This window comes from Haladaptatus caseinilyticus (assembly GCF_026248685.1).
Taxonomy (GTDB): domain Archaea; phylum Halobacteriota; class Halobacteria; order Halobacteriales; family Haladaptataceae; genus Haladaptatus; species Haladaptatus caseinilyticus.
In genome coordinates this window covers 382,961-404,542 of the sequence record NZ_CP111041.1, presented here as the reverse complement: position 1 = coordinate 404,542, position 21,582 = coordinate 382,961, and the positions used below count along the sequence as shown (strand labels likewise).

The window sequence follows — 21,582 nt, the reverse complement described above, 5'->3', positions numbered from 1 at the left end:
ATCAAGTTCTCACAGCCTAACTACCTCCGTTTTCGAGAACGGATTCCATTGCGGTATTGTGGTGTGTGTCGAGAAATTCAACTAGCGGTCGTCGAATGATTGTCACGTCCGAATTGACGACGGTCCGAGGGTTTCCCGACCGTTCACCTCGAATACGAAGTACTACGACGTAACGATGGTCAAAATCGGGTCCCGCAGATGACGGATTACCTACGCCAACGGGATGAGCGAGGAGAGAATGAGTACCGTCACGAGGCCCGTAATGGAGATGATGGTCGTCAGCATCGTCCACGTCTTCAAGGTTTCCGCTTGCGTGAGTCCTCCGATCTCCTTGACGAGCCAGAACCCGGAGTCGTTGTACCACGAACAGATGTTTCCGCCCGCTCCGATTGCCATCACCATGTATACCGGACTAACCGATAACTGACCGGTCAGCGGTGCCATGATTCCCGCAGCCGTGAGCATGGCAGCCGTCGCCGAGCCCTGTGCGACCCGAACGATAGCGGCGATGAGCCACGCGGTCACGAGCAGACCGATACCGATACCCTGGAGATGATCCGCGATGTACGATCCGATTCCGGACGCGGCCAGAAGTGCCCCGAACGCGCCACCCATCGCGGTGATGGCGGCGATGTTACCACCACTCTTCAGTGCCTCTGTGAGTTCCTCTTCCCAGAGCGACCGCGAGAGGTCGGACCAGCGGAGGTACGTGTACGCCGCCGCGATGGCGGCGATCGTCAGCGCGACGTTTTTGTCCCCGATGAAGGCGACCACCGGTTGCAAATCTGCGAGGACCGGATACGGATCCTTGAACGTATCGACTATTGTGTACGAAGCGACCAGCCCGATAGCGAGGAAAATCGGCATGGAAGCTTCGAGAACGCCGGGAAGGTCCTTGGTATCTCGGTTTGCACGCTCTTCGAGTTCTTCCGTCGTCGTTCCCATCGCATCCCGAAGCGGAATGGTGATTCGCTTGTTAATCCAGCGACCGTACACGAGCCCGCCCATGATTGCCGAGGGGATGGCAACGATGATACCGATGAGGATGGTTAGCCCGAGGTTGGCGATTCCGAGTTGATCGGAAACTGCCAAGGGTCCCGGCGTCGGTGGGATGAATACGTGGGCTACCGATGCACCTGCCCCGACGGCGATGAGGTATAGCGCGTAGTTCTTGCCCACGCGAGCACGCATCGAACGTGCAAGCGGTGCCAGGAGGTAGAACACGCTATCGAAGAACACCGGTATCGCGAGGATGGTACTGCTTCCCCACAGGGCGATGTCGGAGTTCCCTTTTCCGACGGCCGATTGAAACGCCCGGACGATACGCTGTGCGGACCCGCTTTCGAGCATCGATTTCCCGATTACCGATGCCATCAGAATCGGGATACCGATTCCCGTCATACCATCCCCGAACGCCGCCGCCGTTTTCGTCGCCGCGTCGCCGAACGTAAAGTCCGCGACAAACACCGCGTTGAGCAAACCGACACCGAACGCGGCGATAGCTAGCCCGACGAATGCTGGAAGATCCCAAACGACTAACAGGAGAACGACCAATACAAGTCCGACTACGAACGTCAGCAGCGGACTCTGTGCGAATTCAATTGCCATGACTTGCGCCTCCATGTCATTGATACCCATTGAAAACATTTTCCATTATAATACGAAATTTAATAATGAACGTTAACAAATGAAACTCATATATGAAAAATATTGTATTATCTGTTTGCTTCGATAAACGAACGCTGGTTTTATTATTTCACGTTGTCTCACATTAGACATGGAACGTGCACTCGCCGTCGTCGAGCCTACTGAAACGGCAAAGGAACTATTGTACGAAGCGGGTATCATCGCCGACGGATCGGACGCTGACCTGGTACTGACTCACATCACCACCGAACAGGAGTACGGAGCTCGTCGAGACGCGATGGAATCGCTCATGAGCAGTTCGGCGAACTACACGGTCGGCGAAGCCAAAGATGGTGCGACCGAGTTCGCCCGCGACATCGGCGACGAGGTACTCTCGGAACTCGACGTCGAGTACCAGGTGACCGGCTACCTCGGTGACAAGGCGGATACGATCCTCGACGCCGCCGAGGAGTACGACTGTGACCACGTCTTCATCACCGGACGCCAGCGGTCGCCGACCGGAAAAGCCCTCTTCGGCGATGCCACGCAGAAAGTCATCCTCGACTTCGACCATCCTGTTACCGTCCTTACCGAATGACGCCCTATCTTTCCTGATTATTGCAACATTTGGCTATATTTCTCTTTTTTGATGAAGAAATAGTGGCTAAAACCGGAAAAATAAAACCATCTCACGATATCCACTAACCGTGACTAGCACATTGCACGACCAGACCGCCGTCGTAACGGGTTCGAGTAGCGGCATCGGTTTCGCAATCGCACGGGAGTTTGCATCACGTGGCGCGAACGTCGTCATCAACTCACGCTCGCAGGACCGAGCGGCAGCGGCCGCGGACGAAATCGCGGCCGAAACCGGGAACGAATCCGTCGCCCCAATCGAAGCCGACGTTACGGACGCTGACTCGCTTAGTGCGCTCGTCGATCGAACCGTCGAACGGTTCGGTTCCCTCGATGTATGGGTGAACAACGCGGGTATCAACATCCGTGGGCCGGCGGAGGAGATGTCGCTTTCCGACTGGCAACGGGTCCTGGACGTCAACCTCACGGGCGCGTTCAGTGGCGCACAATTGGCCGGACGGCGGATGATCGAACAGGGCACCGGCGGGAGCATCATCAACGTCTCCAGCATGATGGGTGAACAGGGGCAAACCGGTCGAACTCCCTACAACACGTCGAAGGGAGGTGTCAACAACCTCACCCGCTGTCTGGCCGTCGAATGGGCAGAACACGACATCCAAGTCAACGCTATTTCACCGGGCTACATTCGGACGGATATGGTCGACGATGCCCAGGACCAGATCGGATTTGACGAGCAGGATGTCATCGACCGAACCCCACTCGGTCGGTTCGGTACCCCCGAGGAAGTCGCGAACTGCGCAGCCTTCCTCGCTGAGCGGGAGCATTTCATGACCGGCGAAATTCTCCACCCGGACGGGGGGTGGCTCTCGTTCGGTTGGGGTAGCAAGTCCTGAGCTGATCACGCCGAATCGAATCTATATCGTTTCGTCTTCGGATTCTCGTGTATCGGTTCTCGCATCACGGACGTACGCGTACAATCGATTCTCGACGCATCCTCCCCCCTGAGATTCCCATATTCACCGACGAGTAGACCTTTCACCCGTCGGCGTCTTATTCCGAGGTATTTTCAGGCTATTCGTATCCATTACACCGCAAGAAATCGCGTGACTACGAACTTCCGCACTCGTCAACGACAGTGGTGGAGACACTACGATCCACCAGATCGGTCGAATCGAACACGTACTCACAGCCATCTGTGTTTTTCGTTCTCCCGGATAGAAATCCCAGTCCGAGAGGGCTACTCCGCGGGCATGGTTGCGGGATCATGCCCACGAATCGGTCGGACTGGGAGATACTGTAGGTTGGATGGTAGGTGGGCAGCTGATGTGAACTGAGCGGACAGCTCACGACCCTATCGACGGCTGATGTGCCTCTGACTTCACTTCGATAGGGGGGTGGTGGCCGAGTTTCCTCGAGCCAATTCAACCAATGGACGTACCGGGAAAAGAAATTATGACCAATCTCTCAAAATCAAACTACAACTACGATTCTCTCCGGCGCAAATCGATCGGAACCTCATAGACAGACGACGCGTCCCCCGGTTCTTCCGCAACTGAATCATGATTACGGGTTCAAGTGGCTGCATAACAGCGAGTATAACACTTACTCGCTTGCGAGCGGGATATTGAAGATCTCCTCGCCGTGATTTCTCGGATTGGATCCGTTCCGAAAGAGCTGTCAGACCAGTGGCCGAAATTGATAATTTCGAAGATCTTTCAAAACCATTTTTACCGTCGCTGTCTGCTACAGTAGAGATGACCCAGAACGACCCAAGAAACGTCACCGATTCGATCCGTTATCAAGGAAAGGCAATCGACGATCCGGCATGGATACCTGAGTTTCTTGCCGAGCAGGAAACGGGTGTGCTCGGTCTTATCGATGATGACATCCCTCATCTTGTGACACAACTCTTCGTCTACGATCGAGATGAGGGTGTGATTTACCTCCACGGTGCACAGGCGGGACGTGCCCACGATCTCATCGAGCGCAACGACGATCCGCGTGCTTCCTTCACCACGAGCGAGAAAGGGCGATATATCCCGGCCGATGAGCCGGTAAACTTCACCGTCGAATACTCGAGTGTGGTCGCTTACGGAGCCATCGATCTGCTTGCTGCCAGCGCGGAGAAACGAGCGGTTCTTGAGCAGTTCATGGAGAAGTTTGCACCGCAATTGACCGAAGGCGAGGATTATGAGCGAATCGCTCAGGAGTCAGTCGATCGGACTGCCGTCTACCGTCTTGATGTCGAATCATGGAGTGGTAAAGAAGGCTGGAAGGACCCTGATCATCCAGGAGCGTACAGTCTCGACTCTACCCGGTGAGTACAATCCTTTTATCGACACTCCCTTTAACCATCGGAGAGCCCTTCGGCCCAATGAGCGGATGTTCACCTACTCTCGAGCGTATCCGCTCCTTGGTGATCACGATAGGGACCCCGACCCATAAACATAATACGAATCACATTATACCCGGTCTCATCGTTTACGAGCATCTTTTCTCAGGCTATCGATTAGTATTTATAATACTGTGTATTGGTGTGTTATAACGTGTCAAGGTATGTCAGCAGACACCTCAAATCTCCAGGAGACGAAACCGCAAGCGGAGGACTCAGAACATGCAACACTCGAACTCGAATATCCTGCCGAAAGCTGGGTCGCGTTCATGCGCGAACATTTCGGCCCCTCGATGCTATGGGCCCTTACTGCCATTGGATCGAGTCATATTATTCTCGCACCGACGATTGGAGGTCTCTACGGCGTATTTGGTATTTGGATCGCAGCCGTGATCTTTCTCGTGAAATATGGCGGTTGGGAGCTTGGTGTCCGCTATAGCTATGGTGTTGGACGCAACCCTGTCAAGGGCTATGGGGAATTGCCGGGCCCCAATCACTGGGCACAATGGGTCGCCCTATTTATCATTGTACTCCCCCAAACGATCATTACAGGTGCAGTTGGCACGGGTGCTGCCAGTTTCACTGCGGCTCTCATTCCGGGCCTCAACATGCTTACTGCATACGTCTTACTCATTGGCATTGCAACCGTTCTTGTACTCTTCTCGAGTTATTCTGCTCTCGAAACGATACTCAAACTATTCGTCGTATCCCTTGGGTTATTGGCATTTCTGGGGACCTTTGTCGCACCACCATCACCAAACATCATCGCAGAAACGTCGTTCAAAACGCCCGACTTTGGGTCGACGGTATTTCTCGGTCTTTTCGCCGCAATGGCAGGCTTTGCCCCCACTGGCCTCGGTACTACTATCACTCTTGGAAGCTGGTCCATTGCAAAGAAGCAGGGGGCCCGTGCACTCCGAACCGAAGGACTCGATCCGAACGACGATCGGTATCATGACTATATCGCCGCTTGGATTCGAACCGGACGTCGAGACTTCAACATTGCATACGGGTTTACTTTCATCCTCATCGTCGCAATGATTCTGCTGGCTGCAAACGTCCTCTATCCCAACCCACCAACGAACGAAAATCTCGCTATTGTAACGGGGCAACTACTCCAAAATTCCTTCGGGGCATGGGCGTACTGGGCGATGATTATCGGTGGCTTCGCCGCACTTTATTCGACTGTTATTACACTTCTCGATGGTGCCCCACGAGTTGCCAGTGATATTCTTCCGATGGTTCTCGAACGTGACATGGACACCGAACGGACTCGAAAGATGTTCGTGCTATTTATGGCCGTCGTCAGTCTCGTCCCCGTACTCGCTATTGGTTCACTGCCAGTCACCCTCGTCGTTGGCGCTGCGGTGATGGTCGCAGTTTTCCAGTTCTTTTATTATATCGCGAACTACTACATCGTTCGCAAACATCTCCCTGAGCCGTTCCAACCTGGAACAGCTGCTACGTCTTACTACGCCATCGCGACGCTTCTTGTATTCGTCTTTGGCCTACTCGGAGCGGCTGCTCGATTGGGTATCATCGGTTGAACCGTGATTGTTATCTCTGGAATTGAAACAGTACTTTCGACGTGACAATTGCGACCCAATCTGCCTCGTCGAAAATAGCAAGCGATCGATATCGGCAAAGCCGATGGCGCAGACATAAGTCGAGAGCCGCCGAACGTTGGACCGATGGAGACGAACGAACTTCTTACGATTCTCGAAGAAGCTGGGTTCTCCCCATATCAAGCCAGCGCATACGCGACGCTGCTAGAACTCGGATCCGCATCTGCAAGCGAGATCGCTACGGCTAGCGACGTGCCTCAACCGCGAATCTACGATATACTCAGAGACTTGGAAAACGACGGCTATGTGACCACCTATGATCGTGATCGACTGTATGCTCAAGTGAACGATCCATCGGACGCACTTTCCGGACTGCGGACGACGATAAATCAGTACGAGAACGCGATTTCGGAGATAAAAACGAGATATCAAACACCCGATGTCCAAGATGGTGACGTAAATCTCGTCCGTGGGGTTCGGACCGTTCTCGAACATGCCCAGGAGACGATCGAAGCGGCGACCGACCATATTCAGTTCGCCGCGACACCGGATCAGTTCCGGAGACTCCGCACAGAGCTTCGAAATGCCCACAAACGCGACGTTCACGTTCAGCTCTCGCTCCACGTTTCACCCGACGAGGAACTGCCGTTCGACTCCTCCGACTTCGAGGGTGTCTGTACCGAAGTGCGACGACGTGATCTTCCCGGGCCGTTTCTATTACTGGCCGACCGCCAGCAAGCATGCTATGCGACACACAACCAACTGTCGTCCGAGTACGGCGTTCTCGTCGACGACTACACGTTGGCGTATGTCTTCCATTGGTACTATCTGACTCGATTGTGGGAAGTTTACGAATCGATCTTCGACGGTCGCAGCGATCGGCCACCCTATACATTCGTCGAGATCACTGAATGTATCCGCGGCATCGAACCGGCACTCAACGATGGTGCGATCATCACCGGTCGCATCGAGGGTGAGTTCGTCCGTACCGGCCGCGAATGTATGCTCTCGGGTCGGTTCGGTGGCGTTGAATATACCGGTTCTCGTCCGGACGAAACATCCGCGTCGTTACTCGAACTAGCCGCGGAAGCGAGAATTCGGTTCGAGACTGCCGACGGCAGCTACACTATTGGTGGCCGTGGAGCACTCACCGAAGACGTTGCCGCCAAGCGATTCACGATCAAGCGGATCGACGAATCGTCAGTTGATATCCTACCGTCCTGATGGGCCGTTAGTCCGAAACCTGCGCAGTCGATTCGTCACCGTATGTGGTGTTGCTGACCGTTGGAACGACCGTGAGTAGCGCGATGAGGATGGTGAGTGCGAACGCCGAAACGAATGCCAAGCGCAGTGTCGTTGCCTCGGCGATGCTCCCGATCGCTACCGGTCCGACTGCAAACCCTCCGTAGCCAGCAGTCGAGACGGCGGCGACGGCTGATTCGGTCGGTGTCTCGGGGTCGGCGTTCGCCGCTAAACTGAACGTGACCGGCATGATGCCCGCGAGACCGATCCCCAGTAGACCAAAGCCGACGATCGAGAGCGCGGTTTGAGCGATCAGCGTCAGCGCAACGCCGATCGCAGCGACCCCAGCGGCGATGCGGATGAATCGGTGGGACCCAACTAGTTCGACCACGTGATCGGCCGAGAACCGCCCGACCATCATCATCAGCGAGAACGCTGCGAATCCGAGCGCGGCGATACTCGCACTCGCACCGGTGTAATCTTCGAGGAAGACGGCACTCCAATCGTTGACGACGCCTTCGATGAACAAGGCGGAGAACCCGATGACACAGAACCCCGCTAACTTTCGAGAGGGAAGTGCGAAGGTCCGTCCAGTACCTGTCGTTGCGCCGATTGGGCCGTCGGTCGGGAGTAACCATCGACTCGTCAGAAGTCCAATGGTGAGCGATGTGACACTGACGATCGCGAAGTGGGATTCGACAGAGAGTCCGATATCCGTAGCGACCGCACCGAGTCCCGACCCGACCAATCCTCCGCCACTGAACATCGCGTGGATACTCCCCATTATTTGGCCTGAATACGCAGTTTCGATCCGTACACCTTGCGTATTGGCGGCGACATCGATGAGCCCTTTTCCGAAGCCAAAGAGGAACAATAGACCGACGAGCATGGCAAGCCCGCTGCTGAGTGCGACCAACGGAAGCGATAGACAGTAGATACACAGTCCAGCCCGGATTACGTTTCGACTGCCAAACCGTGAGACGAGAATCCCGCTCAATGGGAGTCCGACGAGGCTGCCACACGCCAACCCGACGAGTGCCACCGCGATGTCACCCGATGAAAGATCGAGCGTGGCGCTTATTGCAGGGATGCGGACCGCCCACGTCCCGAATAGTACTCCGAGGATTCCGAATACGAGGGTGTCGGTGAAACGGGCACGTCGAGCTGTTGTGCTCATTGGCTTGGAAGGGTCGTGTCGGCGAGTGATCGGCGTCCCGAATCGACACGAACGGAGCCGAATTCGGTGTCCGGCGGGTTTCTTCGCCTAGCAACTGTGAGATAGTCCCACGTGTTCATCGATCGCTAGTGGCCACCGAAACCGGATAAAAATTGTCAACGAAAGTAACAATATCTGTTGTAAAGTGGGTATCCGTAAACGTCCACTCACCGTAAAACCGCAGTATTGCGACCGATAATAGTTCAATTTAAATAGAGAAGTGAGCGAACTGAAATGAGACGGAAATCGAACACCAAGTGCGCAGAGACCGTTATATCTCCAGAAAGCTGAATTTACGTCTGGGCGCGTATTTACCTCGTAGCCAGTGATTATCATTTAGAAGGATGTGTATAACAACTTATGATGGTACTATACGGATACTATGGACCACTGGGAAATGCAAGCTGAGCAGCAGAGTATCCTTGATTGCCGCTGGTCGAAGCAGAATGCACCTCCAGCAGATGTTTCACACCACCAATATCGGACGTTCTGGAAGGGTCTGATCATTGCGGCCGTGTTCGTATTCCTGCTTTGGATCGCGTTGTTTTTCTGGTTTGGTGTATAGCGAGTGAGTACAGGTCACGAAACCGCGTCTTTCCCAAGGTTACTACACTATACCCATCGGGACGTGGACAGCGAACACACGACCGTCGTCGAAACTGCGATGGACGACACGCTGACGGCACTCCTGTCCATATGCTGGAAGGCCCAACGAATACTGAACGAATTCCAATAACGCAGTTCCCGTGATACAGAGTCGACACGAGGATGATTCGCACGGGTTGTTGACTGCAGCTTGCGTTCTCACTATTGCTCCTCCTTCATGCTGGAAGTAGTGTCGCTGCATTTTGCATTTCAAGACTTCATGAAATTTATAAACTTTAGTGTAAGGCGATAACCGACTTACTCAAAACCTATCTTGCAACAGTGAATAATTATTATAATTGATGGCGTACTACTAGATTGAGTGAAGCCCAATGACAGTTCCACATTACCCGTCGGACGAACCAGAGGAGGAGTCTCAGCCAGATATCGATGGTATTATTCAGCGCATTCTGGGTCCAAAGCGCCGGTCGTCCCCGCCTCCGGTTCGAATCTGACTCCGGTTTTCTAGTCACGTACTGTTGGCATTCGGACGCTGCAATTCGGCAAGCGATCGCGTAGGAACTTTCGTACGGAGAACTGTGGGCATATTCGCCAATTACGACCGTACTATCATTTGTCGATGATTATACCGTTGTAATCGGATAGGATCGCATTCTCGACCCCATCCGTTTCGCAAAAAACCCACACTTTATCGTTCGATCCATTGCTATCGAGGGTCACCGGTAATACAATGTGCATTTCGAGTGCTGTTGTGGCCAAAATGAGGACTTCGTAAAGCCACTGCGATTAGCGGACGGGGGTTGTCACGGATCGGAAACTGCTATTTGTGATATCCGGGTACTCCGAACGAACAGCCAACTGACCCCGATAAACAACGACATTGCACCACCGATCAACAGTGCTTGCGTGTAGCTGAAAAATGCAGCAACCCCAACGAAGAGGGGTGGCCCGATGGTAGTTCCAAGTCGAAGCACACTGGTTCGAATACTCATAATACTCCCTCGAAATTCATCGGGTGCCAGTTCGTTGAGTGCAGTGTCTGTGATCGGTTCAGCGAGCCCTTGACCCAGTCCAAACAACAAAAGGGCAACGACGATCAGATACACGGAATCAGCGACCGATATCGCGACGAGACCGATACCATAGCTCATGAATCCGAGTGCAATAGATTGGAAGCTCGAAAAGAACTGAAGCAGTCGGTCTCCTTGTACAGCTGTCAGACCCATTGCTACTGCTGGCAAGCCGAGAAGAATCCCGATCGTTCCTGACGAGTACTGGTAGGAATTGGCAAGAATGAAGGGGACTACCGTGAGCTGGGCACCATAGAGAACAAGAAAAATACCGAATATGGCGGTGTAGAGTACGAGGTAGGGTTTCATTGACGTTGAACTGGTCATGAATTCCCAGATATCACTGTCCGTATTTTCGTCGGTGGAGGAAGGCTCTTCCAAAAAGATTAGACCGGGGAAAGCGACAACTACTCCAAGAAAGAAGCAGACAAAAGGTGCCATCCAGGAAACCGTCGCAAGTGCACCTCCAAGTAGTGGATACCCGGCCGCACCCACCGCGAGGATTGCAGCATTCATCCCAATCAGAGTTCGCCGCTTTTCACCGGTGTAGAGGTCACCAAGCAACGTGACTGTAAGTGTCGCAATCGCGCTACTGGCTGCACCTTGGATTGCACGGAGAAAGAGTATTGTCTCGAAATTCGAGAACAGGACGACTCCGGATCCGCAAATCCCGAAGACAACGAGCGATGGGATGAGAATTCGCTTGCGACCGATTCGATCCGCGAGTATTCCGATTGGAATTGTTAAAAATACTCCTGGGAGGGTAAATGCAGAGAGTAACAGACTTGCTTGTGCCTCTGTAATATTCCATGCTTCTTGAACTTCGGGGAGTACAGGACTGATGAGTGACACACCCATGACTGCGACGAGTGTGCTAGCAAATATGACCGTCGTTGCGAGGGACTCTTGGAGGATTTGAAACCGTTTCATCTAGCGTAGGTGGAAATATTTGCGATAGAATGTGGAGAGGGTTTCGGTCTCGGCAATCGTCAGACAGGAACTCCCCTTTGTATCGCTATCTCAGTTTCGCGATAGCATCAGATAGTGACTGATATCCACGATACTCACTGCTACTCGGCCATCGTATCCTCGCCGGATTCGCCAGTGGTCAGTTCCGGTGGCTCCCGGGTTCCGGTACTTTCAACGAATACTTGATCGACGAGATTGCCGTGGGCACGTCGAAGTCGTTCAGAGAGCGCCTGATGTGTGATTCCCAACTCCTCGGCCAAATCATCGGCGGTACTATCGCGAGGCACGGAATAGTATCCGCGTTCAGCAGCAAGCTGTAATGCTCGTTGCTGTGTCTCGGTGAGATCGAACCGGTTTCGATGATCGGTGTTGAACTCGAGGATATTATTGACCGTAAAGTCCAACCCGTTATTCTCGCAGTATTCGGTAGTGTTTCTTACTGCATCGTGATCGGCAAATAGGAGGCGGAGATGCCACGTATCGTCTTGGCCGGTTGCAGCTAGTACGGTTCCGTTCTCCTCGACGAGGATGCGAATGAGATGGTCGATACGAGCCACCCATTCGAGTTGATATAAACACTCCGTGTCCAATTCGGCAATCAGTTGAAAGTCAGCGACGCTCTCATCGTTGGTTAATGCCTCCTCGATGGCGGTGCGTTCGTCCGTTTCGATCCACGCGAAGGGCATCAAGCTGTCCCGATTGGTAGCGACCATTTGCTTGATTTCGAGCGTCACTGTCTCAAGTTCGCCGAGCGTGTGTTCAAGCGCGAACTGTTCGGCAGGGATTGTCACCTCCACGATCGTGCCAGTCATCGGGAAGTGTGTATACGATAGATCTATATCTATCTTACTCAAATCGCCAGCAAGAGTTGGGTTGTAATTTGATACAGGGGCGCCGCTTCGATATCGCAGCGACCAAAGAATGGCGATATTCGGGTGTCGGCGGATCAGTGACTTCCTTTCTCAAGAGGTGTGTTCTGATGGGAATTGTTAGCGGTCGCTGACGACGCCGCCGTTCCCGAGCTGATGTTCTGTTCGACGAGACTAACTGATGTTTTTTGATGCTTCGGACACACGAAAAACCTCAGGACAACGCCTGTGAAAGTGACGCGAGAAGCGTCCTCTCGCCAGTTATCCCGTCCCTGAAGCGGTCGGCTAACCACTTTCACCACGGTGTTCGCTCATGATTATGACGCCCTCAAACGAATGGTTTCTATGATCCGTGCATCGGAGATAGATGTCGTAGAATTCCCTCTCCTCGGGGTCGCATTCGCCAACGAAACTGGTGGGAGAACACACAGTGTCGCTAACAGAGGGGAGAATACGGAACCGGACGAATGTGATTGTGCTGAGCTCGAAGGGCTCCCATGTTGGGAATGTGTGCGGACGGGACGGAAAGGCCTGCCGAACGATTCCGAGTGAGGTGTTTCTTCTTGCCTACATCGCATATCGTCGAGGTGCGGCATGTATCCCTTCAGGAGGGGGAGAACACCCGTCGTCGACGATAAAGCCACCTCAAGTGTTAGGCAGCATTCGTATTCTCGTGCGTCTCCTGAGTAGCTGTGAGTAGTATGAACCAACGAACTACTTCGACAGCGACCGATGAGAGCGGGGGTTACGGACGTAAGGCGCTCCATGAACTGAGCGATACGTCACTCCGCACCCGGGCGTTTTCCCGATCGGCGACGTGGCGCGAGTCGCTGAGAAAATTCCATTCCGGTACACAACTCAGCTATTCAGCATCCCGATTCAACGAAGACGGCTCGAGACTCCGAGAGGAGAGAAGTCATGGCAGGTGATGCCCCGGAGACTGACGAATCCCCCTCCGAGCTCATCGACGCGAGAATCGAGGAGCTGTCCGACTGGCGGGGTACAACGCTTTCCCAGATGCGTGGTCTCATCAAAGAAGCCGACCCGGATGTCGTCGAGGAAGTAAAATGGAGAAAGCCATCCAACCCACAGGGTGTCCCGGTGTGGACCCACAGCGGGAATATCTGTACCGGCGAAACGTACAAGAAGAAGGTGAAATTGACCTTCGCTAAGGGTGCTTCCCTGGAGGATCCGGCAAGTCTCTTCAACGCTAGCCTGAACGCCAAAGTCAGTCGCGCCATAGATATTCACGAGGGGTACGAGATAGACGAGAAGGCATTCAAGTCGCTTGTCCGCGACGCGGTGGCCCTGAACGAGTCGTAAACACGCGATCGACCCAGGGAGATGGCTTCCTTTTCCCATGATTGTGGTGAGGACTCCAAGGGGAGCATCATCGACGTACGCGTCTCAGCCCCGCCGAGACGATGACTATTCCGGCGAAGAGTGCTATCACGCCGATAACCGTCCACTGCACTGATTTTCCAGTGATCGGTTCGCAATCTACGGTGCACAGAATGGGATCTATCTGTATGATTCCGAGACCCTGAACTGACCATACTATACCGAGAAGCGCCACGATGGTGCCGAGAATCATCAATCCGGTCGCTTTCGTCTGCATGTTTCAGTGCGATTCCCGAAATCGTTCATCACTTGACGACTTCAAGGTGACCGAAGGGTCACGTTCGTTTCTCTCGATTCGGCTGTCATTCTCGGTTTGGCTCACTGGCGTGGCACTTCCACGCACGAAGGATCTCGACGGACTAACACCAATGCTCAGCGTTTCGTTTTCTTCGAGGGCGAAGGGACCAGCTGTGATCCACTCGTCCGTTCGACGGTTGAGGTGACAGCCGTTGTCGATTCGCTTCCAGAGTGGTGTTATCATATCCTGAATGTAACCCCACAGACCGTCCGACCGAACGTGTTCGAGAAAACGGAATTCGCCATCCGGCTTCACGACGCGGTGGACTTCTTCGAGGGCCTGTACAGGGTCCTGAACCGTACAGAACACCGCGAAGGCGATGACCACGTCGAACATATCGTCCGCAAAAGGCAAGGATTCAGCCTGTCCTGATCGCAGATCGATGTTCAGATCGTACCTGCTAGCTGTTCGCTTTGCCTGCCTTCGCCTGCCGGGATCCGGTTCGATTCCATACACGTCGAGTGCTGATTCGCGCTGGGTTGCTGTCTGTAGGTACGGAAACATTGCACCGTTTCCCGCGCCGAGATCTAGTACCACCCCTTCAAGATCACGAGCGAAATATCGTCGATGTTCAGCGACGTCAAAGCGCTCGGAAACCGCCGCGGCGATCGACTGACCGGGAATCGGTGGTTTCGTTTCCATTCGGTTCGGGGTGTCTCTTTTGTATTTTCTGTTCGGCATGCGTCGGTGAGATAGACGATCCAGCGATGCATGCCAATAGCGCCGCACATCTGAGGTGGGTTTAAACATGTATACCGCATACTCTCCCTCCGATGCGCGTTCACTCGAGACAGGTGTCCCGCAAAGCTCGGTACATAATTGCGTGATCGAGTTCAGTCGTCCTGGGGATACTGAACACAAAAGCCGGATAGATAGCATGAGATATGTTACGATCGTCATCGCTCAGATCGCTGACGAACGCTGTTCTACCGGTGAGTACGCTACCGATTCAGCGGTGGAAGGGGAAGCGATTCATTACATCAACCTCCTGGATGACGGAACTGGCGTGGCACTGTATCAACTCCGTGGTGACCTCGACCGGAACGAAAAAGCACTGGAGGCGGACCCAGCGGTACTATCTGTCGAACGGTCAGTCGCATCGGACGGGCTCGTCTATCTCCATTTTCGAGCAGATACCCTCATGACCGAGCTTCTCAGTATATTCCGACGGTACGAGGTCGTCGTCGATTGGCCGATGGAATACACCGATCAGGGTGGACTTCGAATAACCATGCTTGGAGGGGATAAGAAGATTCGAGAGGCAATCGCTGAAATCCCCGACGGGATTCGGATTACGCTCGAAGGGACCGGCGAGTATCGGCCGGATATGCGCCAACTCGCGTCGCTGCTGACAGATCGCCAGCGAGAGCTGTTGGAACTGGCGGTCGAAGAGGGTTATTATGACCTGCCGCGGCGTGCGACCCTGAGTGACCTTGCGGAGCAAGTGGATATCTCTGCAGGGACGGTTGGTGAGCATCTGCGGAAAATCGAGTCGACGGTCCTTATGAGACTCGTCTAATTCAACAACCAGTACGTCGGTCGTCGCAATTATAGATGGACGGATAGATCGACGATGAACCACTTACGGACCTACTCGAGCCGAAATCTGTGCCGAAAGCTGAGACCGTCTTTTTAAGAATTCATTTGATAAATAAAAACGGAGGCTGCTATACTATGTACTCGAGCGGGCCATCAGTGACTTCCACTGCATATTGGCTTCAACTATCTCATCGCCAGCAACTTCTCATTTTTCGGCACTACTGCTTCCACCCTTCGCCTGTATCATCAAACCGTGTATCAAGTCGCTCCGCCGCCGATGCGATACGCTCCAATGCACGAACTGCTCGCCACACTAGATAGAATGTCAACGCTGAAGACGCCATCCCGACCCATAGCAACGGCGAGCCTGCAATCAGAACACTGTATAGGAACGTGACTATCGCAACAACGGTGAGGCCAATTTTGTATGTCGATCTTCGAGTCTTCACGGACATGTTGTGGCTGATGTTATAAAATTTATACTGTTTTCGACAATATCGAGATGATTATTTGACTGGTAGGATTTAGTGTGAACTCGAAAACGCGAGATTCACACCAGTAGAAGGAGTTGGAAGAAAGAGACACACGTTCACTCCACGCGATGAGCGAATTGCGAATACTTCGACCGGAAAATGTGGACAAATGACTACGTAGTAGTCGACGAGGGAAGACACTGATACTGGGACCTTACTCAAGAGCAGATCCGACGATGGTCGGTGGGAGTTGGATTAGTACAGTTATCGAGAAGAAGGGAAGTCTTCCCACAGAGGTCGATCGAAACACGTGCGATACGTTACCAATAGACCCCCAAAAACTATTAGCGCACCTTCCATGGTCAGAGCATATGGAAAACGCGTCGTCTTTGCAGCCAACGATACGAACGAAACTTACGGACGCCGAGTCGATCACCACCGCCATCGTGACTGCAGTGACTGAAGCGAATGGAACGAAGCCTGCAACACCGCTCTACGAGGCGATCAATCCTGATGCCCTCGAAGAACTCTATGAGCATGGCTCACCGAAAGTGAACTTTGAATATATCGGCTACCGCGTTACGATTCATTCTGATCGCACGGTTTCCGTCTCCGACTTGGATCCGTAGAACGCTGCCGGTCGCAGTTGACCTCGTTCTATCTGGTACAGTAGTGCTCCATGTTCTGGTGGTCTTCGGAAAAATCGCAGGATGACTCGTGAGGGGTGGTGCCACCAACGCTTAGACCATGTAGTGAATCGAGGCTGCGGAATTCGCGCGATATACGCGTGTCTTTCCGTTCTCAGTGGTACCAGCTTTACTCGACACGCCAATTCGAAATCCGCCGTACGCTTGTTATTCCCTCATATTGTGAAATATGGACATTTCCCAGCGTTTTCGTGAAGTCTTCGACGCTAACTGTCGGGGTTGGTTTGGGCTCGCTGTGCACTGATGACGCACTTGTGGTATCGGAAGAGGGAGAATCAACTTGGGATTAATATGATCTAAACAGCACATTCTGGACGCTTGAAGTCGTGTGGTTAATGAGTTCGCGGAAACTCCGCTGGCGCTTGATGAACAGCCCGACACCGAGGAGGATATAGACCGCAGTGTAGGCATACAGGATACTAAGACTCAATTTCACCGCAGTCGGGTCGGCATACGTCTGAATGATAACGAACTCCGCAATGACCTGTGAAACGAATAACACGAGCAGCGCGACTGCTTCGCGGATACTGATTTCGAAGTTCGTGAGGATGGCAAGAGCGAACAAGCTCTGAGCGGCGGTGATCCAAATTTCAGCGGCTTGTTTTTGATCGAACGAGAGTGTGCCAAGATGACCGGCGGCGATAGAATACACGAGGGCGAGCGTGCCGATGAGGAGCGTCCATTGGTTGAGTTTCGAGGAGATCAGAGCATTGAAGCCAGCGGTTGAGCGTGCCTTGTTCACGAGATAGGCGACGACGATGAGTTCAGGACTCTCACTCGCAAGCGGCGCGAGCCACTGAATCATGAAGAACGGCGGGACACCAAGAGAGGTTCCGAGCTCTTCGAGACCCAACGCGAATGGGTGAACTGCTTCGAAGATGATCAAACCAGAATATATGAACAAGAAGAGGACGACCGCGATGCGTCGCCTCTTCGAATACCCTTGGAAGTATGCGGGAACCCCGACGTGCGCTCCACCTTCCTCGACATCTCCCCGAATAACGATCCCAATATAGAGACCATACAGACCCACCAGAATGATCGTATCAAAAATACCGATTCCACCACCAAACGGAACGAAAAACGCGTACGCCGTCGCAACGAGCAAAAACCCGATCTCGAGAGAGATATCTCGATCGATCGTAACAGCGTCCGTGAGAAACCCTGCACGTTTAGTGACCGCTGGGTCGTTGGAGCGCTTCGCTCGATAGATCGTGAATAGTGCAATCCCAGACCAGCCAATCCCGATCAAGATTCGATTCGCTCCTGTCATATTTGCGATGGCGAGGTTGGCTGCGTCCGCCCCCTGCTGGGTTCCTTCGAACGCCCCGGCATTCCAGGCGTACAACGCGTCGACAGCGTACTCAGGAGCGACGGCAAGCACCGCGAGGACGGCGATCGCAAATGCGGTTGGAACGTCCTTTTCGGCGGTTTCTGCCCCCCACGCGAGTAAAAACGCTGCCCCAAGAATAGCGAGTCCCCCGACGAGAACCGCCATACCAGGTGCAATATTCGCACCCGGATCCTCCGGCGTCGACGCCGGATCAAGGTGATAACCGTGCGTAACGAACAGCAGGACAAACGGAAGCGTCAACAGCAGTGCTATCGCGACGGCAACAAGCGGATGACGGAAGCGGCCTTTCATTGTTCTATTACGGAGGAAGCGGGAAATTGTTCGCTCGTTGTCCCATCCGTTATGCAGGACGTTGATTCTTCATCATTGTATGTTGATAAACTTACGGCTGAAGGAAGGTGAAGTGTCGAGGGTGGGGACCGAGGACGCGATTCCGACTGCCACCCTACTATGAATCGGGATGTTCGGTACTTGGTGAATCGTTTCCCTATCCCAATTTTGTGTTTTTCCATGGTCTGTAGTGTACCCACGAGCGGATACATCAAAAACCACAAGATAGAGCGCTAGATGCCGATATCTACGGAGAAACCGGGACGAGAAGGCAATATCAGTGGTTCAGCGGTGAATCACGTATATGCCGTTGTTAGACCTCGCCGGACGGTTTCCAGCCGTTTTTAGGTTTAGCGAGCCCGATGACCCACTGTCCGTCGTCTTAGGAGATGTACATGTAGTGTGGGACCTCGAACAATCGGTTTACGATTGATCCGACTCGATAACTTGGGCGTTCGAGGCGCTTTTTTTCACACTTTGAATTCCGCGCTTAGCGCCTTGTTTTGACGTATATCCTTCGCCGCTATCCGCGATGATATTCCCATTCGTAGCGACTAGTCGCCAACGCCATTCATCAGCGGTATCTTGGTACAACTCAAATCTCGGTTTTCTAGGCATGAAACGTACTCAATGTTTTGTCGTGGTAATGATTTCGGAACGGTACCTGACTCTGTATCGCGTTTTATCAAGGAGCATTGTTTCAAAGCGAGCGTTCTGAACTCGCTATCTGCCCCCTGTGCATAGCCTGATCGGGGCAACTAGATGTTATCTAACCAACTGCCTATTGGCTTACTTACTACAAACCAAGCGACTCCTCCATGTGGGTTTATTCACATACCATCACAAATCCTATGAACGACTGTTACAGCGAATATAGCGATTCCCTTGAACTGAGACACCTAACGGTTTGCGATCATGGTTTGGTACTACTTCCATATTCTCTTCAGGGGACCAATTCCCGTAGAGACGGTGCGATCCCTCCGACGATGAGACCCTCTACAGTAAATAAGGGGATAATCATCAATCCTACGACGACCGAGACGTAGGCTCCGATTGCCCCTGCAGCGTTTACATCTCCGGTCGAGAGAACGACATTGAGAGCTCCCAATCCTACGACAACTGCAAGGGTCAAGATACCGCCAAGAAGTCCAGCGAGCCCCCCATTATAGAGTCCATCAGCCGTTGTGTTTGCTGTCCATCCAGCGACCAACCCGCCGAGAACACCCCACGGAGCAAGGGCACTGCTACCACTCACAACGCCGATTACGCCCCCGACAACTGCTGAGAGTAGCGCCCCGTAATAAACATATTTATTAACCATTATGAATTATTTGTTGTCTATCACTATAGTATTTGCCCCTGTATAACTTATCCAATTAACTATTTTGGCGCTCGTTTTGTCCGTATATTCCGTTTATGCGGATGAATGTATCTATCACCACTCAATGAGAGCGAGACAGACACGGAAAGTGTAGCGGGAGCGATAAGGTCCTTAAAACGAGAGATGAACCATACGACGAGGAACGAGCTGGTCGACAGTACCGACAGCAAGACGTGCAGCCGTGCGAGAGGACGACGCAGAGTCTGCCAAAGTAGGGGAGTGCCAATAGAAGAAATACCGAGGTTTCAATGAAGGTAAGAGTAGCTGGTAGTGAAGAGTACTACGGAACCGTCCACCGGCGATGACGAGGTACTGATGGGTGAGATTGATGAATTCCGGACTGTTCGGCTCTAACCTGTAAAACAGAAGGGTGTAGTCTTACCCCCCGTGGGACTATCATTGGGAGTAAGATAGTAGGACTGTCCGTGAGATCGAAGATAATTGTGGAAGGAGAGAGCGTTTCCCGATAGTGTATAGGCGATTTACTCCGGATCTATAGTGTGGTAGTAGTGGACAGTCGGGGGGCCTGTTTCTTTCCGGCCGACTATCCACAGATAGGACACACCGGCGGTTTTAACCACTACTGCTGGTCAGTATCGAGTCGTTCCAAATAGTCGCACTGAAAACATGCCAGTATCCATGAGCAGTGCAATACGGCGACGAGGTTCGAATCTGCTCAATATAGTCGAGGTACACACTTTTCACCATGCTTTTAATACCTTCCACGCCAGACCATCGACTATGGCGGGTGAGAATCAACCTCCTGACGAGTGGGAGACACACCCCGGTCGAACCACCGAGGAGAGCGCCGCCGAGCGCGATCTCGACGTCGATGTTTCGAAATCCATCCTCGAATTACAACCCGTCTTCGAGGCGATTGCGCATCCACGACGACGCTACCTCGTCTACACCCTCGCCGAAGAGACCAAATGGTCGTTAGAGGACCTCGCGACCAAACTCGCTGCTTGGGAGACCGATACTGAAGAGGAGAACATCGCGACGCTTACGCGCGAAGAGATGTATACGTCGCTCTATCACTCCCACGTACCAAAACTCGTTGACTTGGACGTGATCGAGTTCGACGCTACTACCGAGACTATCACCCCTGGTCCGCATGCGATACAGGTGTTGACCGCGTTGGAGGGCGCAGGTGGCAGTCTCGACAATCGGCAAGAAGAGCATGCTCGCAGCGAGTTCGACCGGGAGGATACGCGGTAATCTATGGCTCGGCAAAGAGGGATCACTGCCTCGGCAATGATCTAACAGTAGAACACTTTCACACGGAGGACGACAGATGACCTCAAGTAATGACCACACCGATGATGGCACCAAACTTGCACAGGACGGAACCGAACCCGACGATACCGATATGACGTTTGTGGCGCAGGCTCACTACGAACGAGAGAGCCACCGCGATCTCACTACCGAAATAATCTTTGCAATCGCGGACGCCGCAGACGTCGCTCCCGTAGATATCAAGGATCCCCCGTTATACGAGGCTGTGGATATTGCTGCGATCGAAGACGGCTTCTTCGGTCCGAAGGTCGCCGGAAAGACCCGCGATAGTGAGGGAAGTGTTACATTCCGGTATAATCAGTATCACGTCGAGGTTGGCAGTGATGGATGGATTACGGTGTCCGAGCCTGCTGAGTATGAAGACCTTCCGGACCCGGAGTGACGGTATTCGTTCTATCCACAGCAGTCGTGTTCGATTCCCTGCCAGACCTTAATGTACGTGTTGTGTGGTAATCTTTGACTGAGAAGCAAGAGCACCCTGTGTATCCGGTTCCACGGTCTGGAAACGAACTTTTCAGAAACAGTCTGACTGTTTCACATGCCGTATGTGGGGTGCTTTCTATAGTTAGCACTTCTCGCAACCTACCATGACAAAGCATACTCCCTCGTCTGATGAGATCAACAATGCAGATTTGCGGTTAGCGTTGCGGT

18 protein-coding genes are annotated in these 21,582 nt (G+C 53.0%); 10 read left to right on the top strand and 8 right to left on the bottom strand.

Going from position 1 to position 21,582, the window contains the following annotated elements; translation table 11 throughout:
• Positions 1–210 precede the first annotated feature (210 nt).
• Complete coding sequence (locus OOF89_RS21925) at positions 211–1,608, bottom strand: GntP family permease (RefSeq protein ID WP_266082043.1); 1,398 nt, start codon at positions 1,606–1,608, stop codon at positions 211–213.
• A gap of 169 nt (positions 1,609–1,777) precedes the next feature.
• Between OOF89_RS21925 and OOF89_RS21920 the strand changes: the two genes are divergently transcribed.
• The 5 genes from OOF89_RS21920 to OOF89_RS21900 all read left to right on the top strand — a co-directional run bounded on the left by OOF89_RS21920 (position 1,778) and on the right by OOF89_RS21900 (position 7,404).
• Positions 1,778–2,224 (top strand): universal stress protein, encoded by a 447-nt coding sequence (locus OOF89_RS21920; protein WP_266082041.1) that lies wholly within the window; start codon positions 1,778–1,780, stop codon positions 2,222–2,224.
• Between the two features lie 121 nt (positions 2,225–2,345).
• Complete coding sequence (locus OOF89_RS21915) at positions 2,346–3,116, top strand: SDR family NAD(P)-dependent oxidoreductase (RefSeq protein WP_407661680.1); 771 nt, start codon at positions 2,346–2,348, stop codon at positions 3,114–3,116.
• Positions 3,117–3,977: 861 nt separating this feature from the next.
• Positions 3,978–4,544: a pyridoxamine 5'-phosphate oxidase family protein gene (locus tag OOF89_RS21910; RefSeq protein WP_266082037.1), complete on the top strand. Its 567-nt coding sequence runs from the start codon at positions 3,978–3,980 to the stop codon at positions 4,542–4,544.
• Between the two features lie 235 nt (positions 4,545–4,779).
• Complete coding sequence (locus OOF89_RS21905; protein WP_266082035.1) at positions 4,780–6,162, top strand: Nramp family divalent metal transporter; 1,383 nt, start codon at positions 4,780–4,782, stop codon at positions 6,160–6,162.
• A 144-nt stretch (positions 6,163–6,306) separates the two neighbouring features.
• Positions 6,307–7,404, top strand: coding sequence for a TrmB family transcriptional regulator (locus OOF89_RS21900; RefSeq protein WP_266082033.1), 1,098 nt, complete (start codon positions 6,307–6,309; stop codon positions 7,402–7,404).
• Between the two features lie 7 nt (positions 7,405–7,411).
• Here OOF89_RS21900 and OOF89_RS21895 read toward each other — a convergent pair whose 3' ends face one another.
• The 3 genes from OOF89_RS21895 to OOF89_RS21885 all read right to left on the bottom strand — a co-directional run bounded on the left by OOF89_RS21895 (position 7,412) and on the right by OOF89_RS21885 (position 12,095).
• Complete coding sequence (locus tag OOF89_RS21895; RefSeq protein WP_266082031.1) at positions 7,412–8,599, bottom strand: MFS transporter; 1,188 nt, start codon at positions 8,597–8,599, stop codon at positions 7,412–7,414.
• A 1,448-nt stretch (positions 8,600–10,047) separates the two neighbouring features.
• Positions 10,048–11,244, bottom strand: a complete 1,197-nt coding sequence (locus OOF89_RS21890) for an MFS transporter (RefSeq protein ID WP_266082029.1) — start codon at positions 11,242–11,244, stop codon at positions 10,048–10,050.
• Between the two features lie 140 nt (positions 11,245–11,384).
• Positions 11,385–12,095, bottom strand: coding sequence for a helix-turn-helix domain-containing protein (locus OOF89_RS21885; RefSeq protein WP_266082027.1), 711 nt, complete (start codon positions 12,093–12,095; stop codon positions 11,385–11,387).
• A 975-nt stretch (positions 12,096–13,070) separates the two neighbouring features.
• Here OOF89_RS21885 and OOF89_RS21880 point away from each other — a divergent pair.
• Positions 13,071–13,475: a DUF1801 domain-containing protein gene (locus tag OOF89_RS21880; protein ID WP_266082026.1), complete on the top strand. Its 405-nt coding sequence runs from the start codon at positions 13,071–13,073 to the stop codon at positions 13,473–13,475.
• Positions 13,476–13,773: 298 nt separating this feature from the next.
• On the opposite strand, the gene OOF89_RS21875 is transcribed toward OOF89_RS21880, so the two are convergent.
• Entirely contained in the window at positions 13,774–14,493 is a 720-nt protein-coding gene (locus tag OOF89_RS21875; protein WP_266082024.1) for a class I SAM-dependent methyltransferase, read from the bottom strand.
• A gap of 235 nt (positions 14,494–14,728) precedes the next feature.
• Between OOF89_RS21875 and OOF89_RS21870 the strand changes: the two genes are divergently transcribed.
• Positions 14,729–15,370: a helix-turn-helix domain-containing protein gene (locus OOF89_RS21870; protein ID WP_266082022.1), complete on the top strand. Its 642-nt coding sequence runs from the start codon at positions 14,729–14,731 to the stop codon at positions 15,368–15,370.
• Between the two features lie 864 nt (positions 15,371–16,234).
• Positions 16,235–16,492 carry a HalOD1 output domain-containing protein gene (locus OOF89_RS21865; protein WP_266082019.1) on the top strand — a complete coding sequence of 86 codons (258 nt, stop codon included), beginning with the start codon at positions 16,235–16,237 and terminating at the stop codon, positions 16,490–16,492.
• Between the two features lie 364 nt (positions 16,493–16,856).
• Here the strand turns inward: OOF89_RS21865 and OOF89_RS21860 are convergent, their stop codons facing one another.
• The 3 genes from OOF89_RS21860 to OOF89_RS21850 all read right to left on the bottom strand — a co-directional run bounded on the left by OOF89_RS21860 (position 16,857) and on the right by OOF89_RS21850 (position 19,509).
• A complete protein-coding gene (locus OOF89_RS21860; RefSeq protein WP_266082017.1) occupies positions 16,857–18,215 on the bottom strand; it encodes a sodium:calcium antiporter in 1,359 nt (452 codons plus the stop codon).
• Positions 18,216–18,677: 462 nt separating this feature from the next.
• Positions 18,678–18,872 (bottom strand): HVO_2922 family protein, encoded by a 195-nt coding sequence (locus tag OOF89_RS21855; protein WP_266082016.1) that lies wholly within the window; start codon positions 18,870–18,872, stop codon positions 18,678–18,680.
• Between the two features lie 325 nt (positions 18,873–19,197).
• Positions 19,198–19,509 carry a hypothetical protein gene (locus tag OOF89_RS21850; RefSeq protein ID WP_407661665.1) on the bottom strand — a complete coding sequence of 104 codons (312 nt, stop codon included), beginning with the start codon at positions 19,507–19,509 and terminating at the stop codon, positions 19,198–19,200.
• Positions 19,510–20,376: 867 nt separating this feature from the next.
• Here OOF89_RS21850 and OOF89_RS21845 point away from each other — a divergent pair.
• On the top strand, positions 20,377–20,853 hold the full coding sequence (locus OOF89_RS21845) for a DUF7344 domain-containing protein (RefSeq protein ID WP_266082012.1): 477 nt from the start codon (positions 20,377–20,379) through the stop codon (positions 20,851–20,853).
• Positions 20,854–20,929: 76 nt separating this feature from the next.
• Complete coding sequence (locus tag OOF89_RS21840; RefSeq protein WP_266082010.1) at positions 20,930–21,313, top strand: HalOD1 output domain-containing protein; 384 nt, start codon at positions 20,930–20,932, stop codon at positions 21,311–21,313.
• The last annotated feature ends 269 nt before the right edge of the window (positions 21,314–21,582 follow it).